9 protein-coding genes are annotated in these 10,382 nt (G+C 63.9%); 2 read left to right on the top strand and 7 right to left on the bottom strand.

Annotated elements, in window-relative coordinates; translation table 11 throughout:
* From HMPREF1155_RS02710 to HMPREF1155_RS02685, 6 genes are all read right to left on the bottom strand, one after another.
* Positions 1–856, bottom strand: an 856-nt coding sequence (locus tag HMPREF1155_RS02710; protein ID WP_039993228.1) for a sodium-dependent transporter, incomplete at its 3' end; no start/stop codon positions are given.
* Between the two features lie 83 nt (positions 857–939).
* Positions 940–1,461, bottom strand: a complete 522-nt coding sequence (locus HMPREF1155_RS02705) for a GNAT family N-acetyltransferase (protein WP_006361935.1) — start codon at positions 1,459–1,461, stop codon at positions 940–942.
* Positions 1,462–1,499: 38 nt separating this feature from the next.
* Complete coding sequence (glf, locus tag HMPREF1155_RS02700; protein WP_009076859.1) at positions 1,500–2,612, bottom strand: UDP-galactopyranose mutase; 1,113 nt, start codon at positions 2,610–2,612, stop codon at positions 1,500–1,502.
* Positions 2,613–2,897: 285 nt separating this feature from the next.
* On the bottom strand, positions 2,898–4,124 hold the full coding sequence (locus HMPREF1155_RS02695) for an MFS transporter (RefSeq protein WP_009076999.1): 1,227 nt from the start codon (positions 4,122–4,124) through the stop codon (positions 2,898–2,900).
* A 12-nt stretch (positions 4,125–4,136) separates the two neighbouring features.
* Positions 4,137–4,388 carry a hypothetical protein gene (locus tag HMPREF1155_RS02690; protein WP_006361939.1) on the bottom strand — a complete coding sequence of 84 codons (252 nt, stop codon included), beginning with the start codon at positions 4,386–4,388 and terminating at the stop codon, positions 4,137–4,139.
* 8 nt (positions 4,389–4,396) lie between these two features.
* Positions 4,397–5,290: a homocysteine S-methyltransferase family protein gene (locus tag HMPREF1155_RS02685; RefSeq protein ID WP_009077051.1), complete on the bottom strand. Its 894-nt coding sequence runs from the start codon at positions 5,288–5,290 to the stop codon at positions 4,397–4,399.
* Between the two features lie 388 nt (positions 5,291–5,678).
* Here HMPREF1155_RS02685 and HMPREF1155_RS08970 point away from each other — a divergent pair, with 388 nt between their 5' ends.
* A complete protein-coding gene (locus tag HMPREF1155_RS08970) occupies positions 5,679–5,852 on the top strand; it encodes an IS3 family transposase (RefSeq protein WP_009076805.1) in 174 nt (57 codons plus the stop codon).
* An 874-nt stretch (positions 5,853–6,726) separates the two neighbouring features.
* On the opposite strand, the gene HMPREF1155_RS02680 is transcribed toward HMPREF1155_RS08970, so the two are convergent.
* On the bottom strand, positions 6,727–8,361 hold the full coding sequence (locus HMPREF1155_RS02680) for a DNA repair protein RecN (RefSeq protein WP_009076980.1): 1,635 nt from the start codon (positions 8,359–8,361) through the stop codon (positions 6,727–6,729).
* Between the two features lie 239 nt (positions 8,362–8,600).
* On the opposite strand from HMPREF1155_RS02680, the gene HMPREF1155_RS02675 reads away from it, so the two are divergent.
* Positions 8,601–10,271 carry a DNA-deoxyinosine glycosylase gene (locus HMPREF1155_RS02675; RefSeq protein WP_009076861.1) on the top strand — a complete coding sequence of 557 codons (1,671 nt, stop codon included), beginning with the start codon at positions 8,601–8,603 and terminating at the stop codon, positions 10,269–10,271.
* Positions 10,272–10,382: the final 111 nt, after the last annotated feature.

The raw sequence follows: 10,382 nt of genomic DNA, 5'->3' as shown, positions 1-10,382 counted from the left end.
TGAGCGCGACGAACGTGTCGAGCCCGCCGATGCGCAGCGCCTCGCCGAACAGCGTATGGTCCTTGCCGATGTAGCTGCCGAAGATGGACATGGAGCCGAGCCCGACCGAAAGCGTGAAGAACGCTTGACCCAATGCTGCGTACGCAGCCTGGATGAACGTCGAGAACCGCTCCGGCGCCGTGTCGCCCGAGAAGAGCTTGCCGAAGTCGGGCACCAGGTAGAACTCAAGGCCCGCCTCGGCGCCCGGCAGCGTGACCGCGCGCACGCAGAGCACGGCGAGGACCACGAGCAACGCCACCATCATGACCTTCGTCACGCGCTCGACGCCGCCGCGCAGGCCGCCCGCGGTGCAGGCGACGCCGATGGCGACCACGACGAGCGTCCAGAAGACCAGCTCGACGGGGTTTGCGAGCATCGCATTGAAAACATCGCCGACGGCTTCGGCGGACTGTCCGGCGAACGCGCCCGAGCCGCTCTTGAAGATATAGGCGACCATCCAGCCGGCAACCGTCGAATAGAACATCATGAGCAGGTAGAACCCGACGATGCTCACCCACTTGAAGCGATGCCATGCGGAACCGGCCGGCTCGAGGGCGTCGAACGAGCGCGCCGTGCTCTTCTGGCTCGCGCGGCCGACGGCGAATTCCATGGCCATGATCGGCAAGCTCAGCATGATCAGGAAGAGCACGTACATCACGACGAATGCCGCGCCGCCGTACTGCCCCGTGATATAGGGGAAGCGCCAGACGTTGCCCAGGCCGATGGCGCAGCCTGCGCTGATGAGGATGAAGCCGAGCCTCGATCCGAACTGCTCCCGCTGCGTTCCGTCCACGTTCCCAACCCTTCGTCGTGTCATCGAAAAAAGCGCTCTGCCCACTTCGGGGCGGGCATAGCGCTTAAGTCTACTTGAACGACCGGTGGTTTTCTAGAAAACGTCGGTCAGCCGACGAAGCATTCCATGAACGTCTGCGTTTGCGACGTGGAAGGAGTCAGGGCGAGCTCTCCCGTGCCCGCGACCGTGAATCCGCATTTGGCGTACAGCGATTGCGCAGGCCTGTTGCCTTCGAATATATCCATGCGAATGACCGTCGCGCCCAGGATCTTCGCATACGTCTTGGCGTATTCGACCATGCGCAGGCCGTAGTGCTTGTGGGCTTGGGACGGCGGGATGCAGAGCGTGCGACTGACCAGGACCTCGTCGTCGGGAGCCGCGTGCTTCCACGGAACGTCCGCGTATTCGGGCGCCTGTGTGCGCGAGAACACCATGCTCGCGCAGATGGCGTCATCCTCTTCGAGCACGTACATATCCCCGTTCGCGATGACGTCGGATGCGTAGTCCCTGGTCGGATAGATGCCCTTCTCCCAATTCGAGAAGCTGCCGTGCTCGGCTTCATAGTCGAGCAGCTCGGCATAGGTAGCGACGATGGCGTCGAGGTCTTCAGCCGTAGCAGGCCTGATCATGATAGATGCCTTCCTTCGATGCTCAGCATGCGATGCCTTCAGGACGCCGCGCCCAGCTCCGTGCGAGCGAGCTCGAGGGCCGCAAGGACCGCCTTGTCCATATCGTAGTACTTGTATCCGCCCAAGCGTCCTGCGAAGACGACCTTGGGGTCGGCGTCCGCGCGATGCGCATACTTCTCGTGCAGCGCCGTGTTGCGCGCGTCGTTGATCGGATAGTACGGTTCGTCCCCCGGTTTCCATGAAGCAGGATACTCGCGCGTCACGACGGTCTTCGGCTGCCGGCCGAACTCGAAGTGCTTGTGCTCGATCACGCGCGTGTAGGGAACCTCGCGGTCGGTATAGTTGACCACGGCGACGCCTTGGTGGTTCTCTTCGTCGAGGACCTCCGTCTCGAAGCGCAGGGACCGGTACTCGAGCGTTCCCAGATCGAAGTCGTAGAACTCGTCGATGGGCCCGCAGTACACGATGCGCGCGGCGACATCGGGCTCATCGCGCACGAGGTCGCGGTACTCGACGTTCAGCCGCACGTCGATGCCTTCGAGCATGCGCTCGACCATGCGCGTATAGCCTCCGATGGGAATGCCCTGGTAGCGATCGTTGAAGTAGTTGTTGTCATACGTGAACCGGCACGGCAGGCGGCGGATGATGGATGCCGGCAGATCGCGGCAGTCGCGTCCCCACTGCTTCTCGGTGTAGCCGCGCACGAGCTTTTCGAAGATGTCGCGCCCGACGAGGGAGAGCGCCTGCTCCTCGAGGTTCTCGGGGTTCTCGATGCCTTCGTCGGCGATCTGCGCGGCGATCTTCGCCTTCGCCTCGTCGGGCGTGACCACACCCCACATCCTCGAGAACGTGTTCATATTGAAGGGCATGTTGTAAACTTCGCCGCGGAAATACGCGATAGGGCTGTTCACGTAGTTGTTGAACTCGGCGAACCTGTTCATGTAATCCCAAGCCTCGCGCGACGAGGTGTGGAAGATATGGGCGCCGAAGCGATGGACCTGGATGCCTTCGACCTCTTCGGTGCAGACGTTGCCGGCGACATGCGGACGACGGTCGATGACGAGCACGCGCTTGCCCGCGTCGGTCGCCTCGCGCGCGAACGTCGCGCCCGAAAGCCCGGCCCCTACGATCAGATAGTCATACGAAGGCATGCGCCTCCCCTTTCTTCCGGCGACGATCCTCGATTGCAACGCCTGCAAGCATACCCGCATTCCTTCCCGAGCGCGAATGCGACGCTCGGGCCCTTACGAAAGCGTTGATATGCCTGGGGCTCGTCCGCAGTCCGGGGTTCGTCCGCAGTCCGGGGTTCGTCCGAACTGCGAAGCCACGCGATCGCTCGCGCCTTGCGCATGCATCATGCCTGCATCCCTCGTTCGTTCGACAGACGCCGATGGGTGCGAACGAAACCGTTTCGCTCCTCACATGCATGATGTGCCCTACGCGGCCGGACGGGCGCAGTTCCTGAGCCTGTGGCTCGCGTAGATGCCGACGACGATGGCCATGGCGGCGAATGCCAGCACGAAGAAGAGCGCATACGTGTCCATATAGCTGCCGGTCAGCTCTTTAAGCGCACCGGGGAACGTGTTCGCGATGAAGCCGCCGGCGGAATACGCGAGCTGGAAGTTCTTGATGGAGCGCGCATAGTTCTTCGGATCGGCGAACTCGACCGACCATACCGACACGCCCACGGTTCCGAGAGCGGCTCCGGCACCGTAGAGCACCGCGGCAAGCACCATGACGGGTTCGAGATGCAGGGGGCTGAGCAGGCAAAGCCCCGGCCCGCAAACGAACGCCATGAAGAAGATGGTCGACCCGTGCGCCGTGCCGAACCGGTCGAACACCTTCCCCGAAACGAACTTCGCTATGGTCAGGCTCACGCCGAGCGCAGAGAGCACGGCGGCGGCGAAGACCGAATCGAAGCCGCATTCCCCCATGAGGATGGAAAGGTAGCTGGGGCCGCCCACGCAGAGCATGCCGACGAAGGTGACCGCGACCAGCAGCAGCTTCCGCGTGCGCGGCGACACGTTGCGTCCGGCGCCCGACATGCCGCGCTTCGCCGTGCCGGTGCCGTCGTCGCGTTCGAACGGCTTGATGCCCATGTCCGCCGGACGGTTGCGCATGGCCAGGAACACGATGACGCCGATAACGAGGGCGACGAAGGCCTGGATGCGAAACGAGATAGAAAGCGACAAGCCCTCGATCAGGTGCACCGCGCAGATAGGGACGACCACCGAGGCGACGCCGCTTCCCACTGACGCCAGGCCGATGGCGCCGCTGAAGCCCGATGCGTACCAGCGGCGAATGAGCATGGTCACGCCCACCATACCGCCCAGACCGTAACCGAGGCCCGTGATCACGCCTCCGGCAAGGAAGACGGGAAGGGTGGAGGCGAAGCCGTACACGGCGAACCCCGTAGCCGTGAACGCGAACCCGAGCGCAAGCCCGACCCGCAGGTCGAACAGATGGAAATACCGATCGACGACGATGACCGCACCCATGGAGGCAAGGGTGCGCAATGCAAGGACGAGCGAGCCGCCGACGTCGCCCACCTCGCCGACCACATAGGGCATGTAGACGTTGAACGAGGTGCTCGGAAAACCGATGTTCACGAAGAGCGTCAGAAACGCGCAGGCGACGATGACCTTCTCATAGTGTGCGTTCATGGATGCGCCGGCCTATTCCACGGTCCCGTAGACGTATCCCCAGGCATGCCCCGCGATCGACGAGTTCAGCTGCACGCAGAGCGCATCGCGCGTGAACGATCCGGGAGGAAGCAACTCGCAGATGGACATGAGGTCGGGATGGATGTCGTGGATCTCCGCGGCGATGATGACGTCAAGGCGGCGCACGACGCGCGCATCGCGGAACAGGTAATCGACGACCTTCTGCAGTTCGCCGTAGGATTCGCTTCGTTCGAGCAGCGCCATGGCGATGCCTACCGGACCGACTGCGCGCCGGCGCAGACGACGGCGAGCGCACCCGTGTAGGCGGGCGTGGCCTCGCCGACCGCACGCAGGAATTGGGCCCCGGCCGCACGCAGGGCGACGGCGACATCGGCGAGGCTGTCGGGATCGGGGTAGGGATTCCCTTCGATCGTGCGCCCGAGCTTGCGCATGCGGCGTTCGGCCTCCGTCGGCTGGGCGACGTCGATCTGCACGAGAAGAGGCTGGGTGCAGACGCGCGCGAGCGTTGCGACGGCATCCGTCAAGGCGTCGATGCCGAGCGACGAGCGTATGCCGACGACGTCGGCGGCGGCCATGCATGAAGCGGCGTTTTCCAGAGGCGCCCCGTCGAACGTTCCGTCCGCACCGAGCGTGACCGACGCGAACACGGGCCGATCCGTCGCACGGCGCGCTCCTTCAATGGCGCAGGCCATATCGTGGACGGTGCGCATGCCGTCGAGCAGGATAGCGTCGAAGGGAGCGCCGCCGAACGCCCTGACCGCGCCTTCGTATTGGGCGCGCGTGCGTTCGAGAGACGCTTCGTCAGATGGATCGAACGGAAGGCCGCAAGGTCCGATAGCGCAGATGACGTGCTGAGGGGCAAGTCCTGTTGCGGCGGCGAGCGCGCTCGAAGCGATATCCGCGGCCGCATCTTCCATACGGCGATGGGCAAGGCGTGCGCGGCAGATTCCCTCGGTGTTCGTGACCAGGCATGCGGCGCCTGCGATCTGCTCCATGGACAGGAGATCGGACACGGTGTCGTCTTCGAAAAGGCTCATGAACTCCATGTCGGCGTCCACGTCCACCCCGCGCTCGGCCAGACGATAGTCGATCGGAGCGGAAAGGACCAGCATATCGCGATGGAATCTGAGCTCGATGTCTGCCATGCGGCCTCCTCTGTTGCACGTGCCGACGTCATATCGAATGCGTGCGGATGCAACGCAGGGTCTGGAACCGGTCGGGATTCGATTGTATCCCAGCCGTCCGGACGCGAGTAGCGGGGCGCGTCTTCACTTCATGACGAAACCGCTTCCATGAGACGTCCACAGGCGGTTCATACGGTCTTGAAACCCGACGTTTATACTACGTGCTGCAAGCGGGATTCCCTCCCTCCTTTTCAAATCCCTTTATCCCCTTGCCTGCTTTCCCAAGCAGAAGCGGCGGCATGACCGCCGTACACCCCTCCCTTCGAGGCCCGACTCCCTATCGGGCCTCAACTTTTTTCTAGGCAATGCATCGAAAGAACCGCCGCCTGCGAAGGCTTCTTCGGGGAAGATGAAGGCGGAGATGCATTACGGCATCGAATTGAGAAGGGCCAGCGGCTTGGAAGCCGCGATCGGCGCGGGCGTCGGGTTCTACAACAACAAGAGGATCACATCAAAGCCGGAAGGGATGACCATCGCCGAGCATCGTGATGCGCTGGAGAAAGTCTCCAGGAAAGCGTCCTAACCCCCTTTCAGCCTATAGTCCTGCGTTTCGTCATAGAGCCATAGCCCTATGCTTCGTCCCACGCTTCGTTCCACGTTTCGTCCATGGCCCCATGTTTCGCCATATGCTTCGTCCCACGCTTCGTCCCACGGCCCTATGTTTCGCCATACGCTTCGTCCCATGACCCCATACCCATGGCCTCATATTTCGTCATGTGGCCACAACCCCATTCATCACCAACGGGCGAATTCAAGCGGTATCCAGAGGCGATTCAAGACCGGGCTCGGCCGAGCGAACGATAGGGCCGGAGGCGATTGATTGTCTGAATCCGGGCAACGGGGCTCGGAGACGATTGATTGTCCGGGCCCGGGCAACGGGGCTTAGGGACGATTGGTTGTCCGGGCCCGATCGGACGACGGATTCGAGGGCGATTCGCAGTCTGGATCCGGTCATGCTTTGGTAGGTCGCTTTTCGGCATCGCTCCCCGCACGGAGGAGTTCGCCATTCTGCGACTGCAGATACCGGCTGTCCAAGGACATCGTTCCCCGCACGAGGGAGTTCGAGGCGATTCGTAGTCTGAGTCCAGGCAACGGGTTAGGGAGCGATTCGCGGTCTAGATCCGATCGAGCGATTGGAACCTGTCAAAAAATCGCCGCTTAGGGGGATTTCGCAAGCCGATCCCGCCCTCACTGCCAAAATATCAGAGGTTAGGGGGTACCGCGCCGAAGCTCCCGCAATAAAGCATTCCGTGAAACATGCTCGACCTGGAGAAACGCGGCACACGAAAGAACCGCCGATGCCGATCGAGCTGAAATCCGCGCAAATTCACTCGGAAAATTCCCCTAAGCGGCGATATTTTGTCAATGAAGCAGCATTGTGCTTACGCTGCGCCATCCTACGCACTCCCGAGCAGCTCGCGCGCATGGGCTAGAGACGCCGCGCTCGCACCTCCCGAAAGCATGCGGGCGATCTCGAAGGCGCGTGCATCCCCTTCGACAGAGGAAAGACAGGTCACGGGCTGATCGTCCTCTCCATCCTGTTTCTGCACCACGTAGTGGGAGTCAGCGCGCACGGCAACCTGCGCAAGATGCGTGACGACGATGACCTGGTGCGTTTTCGCGAGATCCGCAAGCACATCGGCCAACGCATTCGCCACCGACCCGCCGACGCCAGCGTCGACTTCGTCGAATACGAGCGTTTCCCGATCATCCACCGCCCCAAGCACCACCTTGCAGGCAAGCATGACGCGGCTGATCTCGCCGCCGGACGCGATGCGGGACAGAGGCCGGGGCGTCATGGATTCGGACGCACGGTAAAGGAATTCGATCGATGTCGAACCCGAGCCGGTCCAGCGCGCACGATCAAGCCGCACGACGCGGCAGACGAGCTGCGCCCCCGACATTTCGAGCCTGGAAAGCTGGTCATTGACGCGCGCTTCGAAAAGAGGCGCAGCCGTCTCGCGAGCCTCATCGAGCGCACGAGCCGCCGAGACGAGCGCGGATTCGGCCTCGTCGACGTCGGCCTGCGCGCGGGCGACGAGCTCCGCACCGTGATCCACGGACGACACGATCTCCTCCGCTCGCGCTCGGGCGGCGAAGACGTCTTCCATGCGCGGGCCGTACGCCCGCATCAGCCCCTGGAGCGCCGAGGCTCGTTCCTGCAGGTCGATAAGCAGTTGCGGGTCCCTGTCGATCGCATCGCGGTATGCGCGCACGTCGCGTTCGACATCTTCGATGAGATACGCCGCCTCGCGCAGCGCCTCGGCGCTTCCCGCCAAGGCGGGATCGGCGCCGGCCATGGCCTCGAGCGCGCCCGCAGCCTCGTTGATGAGTTCGAGCGCACCGCCCTCCGAGGCGATGCGGTCATACGCCACGGCGGATGCGCGCGCAAGCTCCTCGGCGTTTTCCGCACGCGGAAGCTGATCCATGACCTCTTCGTATTCTCCCGACAGGGGCGCCACCTCATCGATGCGCCTCAGGATGAAGCGGGCCTCTTCCACCTGGACAGACGATGCCTTGCTGCGTTCGCGCAGGTCTTCGAGCCGCGCAACGGCGGCTTCGGCTTCACGGAAACGACTCCGGTATTCGGAGAGAACGGGTGCGATCGTCGACGCGCCCCAGGCGTCGAGCATGGCCGCATGGTTCGCGGCGCGCATGAGATGCTGATGCTCGTGCTGCCCGCACAGATCGACGGTGACGCCGAATCGCTCGGACAGTTCGCGCACGCTCGCCATGGAGCCATCGACGGATACACGGCTGCGTCCGTCGGCGCCGAGGCGCCGCGCGACGACATGCCCGTCGGGAGCAGCGGCTTCGCCCTTCAAAAAGAACCGACCTTCCACCTGGGCAGACGGTGCCCCTTCGCGAACCGTTGCGGTATCGGCCCGCTCCCCTACCAGCAGCTTCAGCGCGGACAGGAGGGCGGACTTGCCCGAGCCGGTCTCGCCTGTGACGACGGTCAGCCCCTCGCTCGGACGGAAGTCGGCGTCTTCGATGAGGGCTATGTTTCGAACATGCAGTTCATCAAGCATGGGCCACGACCTTTGAAACACGATCATGCGGAAGAAGGCGGCGGAAAACGGAACCGCGCCTCTCGCGCTCGCAAAGCATTCTTACGTAACCATTCTATATGCCCCGCGACGCCTGCATGTCCCAAAGCCGCACACCTGCCGGAACCTTCCGAAAATCCGACCATAGCCTGTCCGCCTGCTCAGGCTTTATCATGGATGACTACATCATGGAGAAGAGAATCTCGTAGAAGGAGCTCCGCATGCCCGCCGCGCAGGACGTCACGCATCCGTTCGAACCCGTGTTCGACGAACGGTCGCAGGTGCTCGTGCTGGGAACGATGCCCTCGCCCCGGTCGCGCGAGGAAGGCTTCTACTACGCGCATCCGCGCAACCGGTTCTGGCGCGTGATCGCGCAGCTCTTCGACGAACCGCTGGCGCGCACGAACGAGGAACGGATCGACCAGCTGCTCCGCCACCATATCGCGTTGTGGGACGTGCTCGCCTCATGCCGCATCGAAGGCGCGAAGGACGCAAGCATTCGCGACGCCGTGCCGAACGACCTTGCGCGCATCATGGATGCGGCGCCCGTCACGGCCGTCTTCTGCACCGGCACCGCCGCTGCGCAGGCCTATCGTCGCTTCAGCGAACCGAAAACGGGAATCGCCTGCATGCAGCTTCCCTCCACGAGCCCCGCGAACGCCGCCATGGGGCTTGATGTGCTCGTGGACGCATACCAGCCGCTGGCTGCGGCCGCAGCCGCATCGGAGGCTCCTCTTCTCGACGTGCCCGATGTCGTGAGGCTCGAGCAGGCGATCGCCGAAGCAGGCACGCCGCTTTCAACCCTCATGGATCGGGCGGGGACATGGATCGCGCATCGCGCCATCGCGAGGATCGAAGCGCTGCGCGGCGACACGGGGAAACCGACCGAGACTAACAAGACGAGCGAAACGAACGATCGCTCCTGTCCGCATCCTTCGGACGAACCCCGCGCCGGACATGACGGTGCTCGCCGTCGGGCGTGCGACGCATCCCAAGTCGTCGTGCTCTGCGGCAACGGCAACAACGGAGGAGACGGATGGGTCGCGGCGCGCATATTGGCCGATGCCGGCCTGCCTGTAAGCGTCATCTGCGCGAAAGAGCCGCACGACCTGCGCGCCCAGCCGGCACGCAATGCCGCGATCGAAGCGCTGACAGCGCTCGAGGAGCATGGCGCACGCGTCCTCGTCTCCCCCGATCCCGCTGCGCTTGAATCCAAGCTGCAAAGCGCTGCCGTCATCATCGATGCCATCCTCGGCACCGGGTTTTCGGGCGGCTCCGTCGCCGCGCCTTTCGACGCGTGGATCGAAGCGGCCGTGCGCGCGCGGAACGCGGGCGCCTTCATCATCGCCGCCGACGTGCCGAGCGGCCTTTCCGCCCAGACGGGACGCGCGGTGCGTCCCTGCATCAAGGCCGACGAGACCGTGACCATGCTCGCGATGAAGCCGGGGCTTTCGACGCCCTTTGCCTTCGCATGGGCCGGTACGGTGCGCATCGGCGCGATCGCCTACGTCGAACCCTTGCTCGAACGGATGGCCTGCGAGGACAACGCACCTGCGACCGGCAAAGACGGAAAACCGGACCCCGCTGGTTCTCGTGGCAAGAAAACGCCTGGAAAACTCCTGCATGCCAAAGCCGGGGACGAAGACAGGGCCGGCGCAGCTGACGACCAGGCGGATCGTGCGAAGGAATCCAGGCGACGGGACATCGGCGCGGAAGAACCCCGGCGATCCCGCACGCGCACGGAACAGACCGCAAATCCCTCCGCCGTCTGCAGCGCCCTCCGGCAGGATCCCTTCGCGCGCGCAGAGCAGGAAGACGACGACGGCTACGATCCCTACTCCGACCGGCCGCCCATGCCCGAGCCTGTCTTCCAGCGCGACCCCTGGGCCTAGCCTCTTCCTGCCTGCAAGCCGGCCTATCGCCTGCGAAGCCATTCCCTGCCCTCTGCGCCGCAGCCGGCCTTGTCCGAACGGCGCCCCTCGTCTACAGGGCTGCAAGTGCGA

The sequence above is a fragment of the Slackia sp. CM382 genome, from assembly GCF_000293015.1.
GTDB lineage: Bacteria > Actinomycetota > Coriobacteriia > Coriobacteriales > Eggerthellaceae > Slackia > Slackia exigua.
Note: the sequence above shows the minus strand (reverse complement) of the source record. Positions and strands in the feature narration are given on the sequence as shown.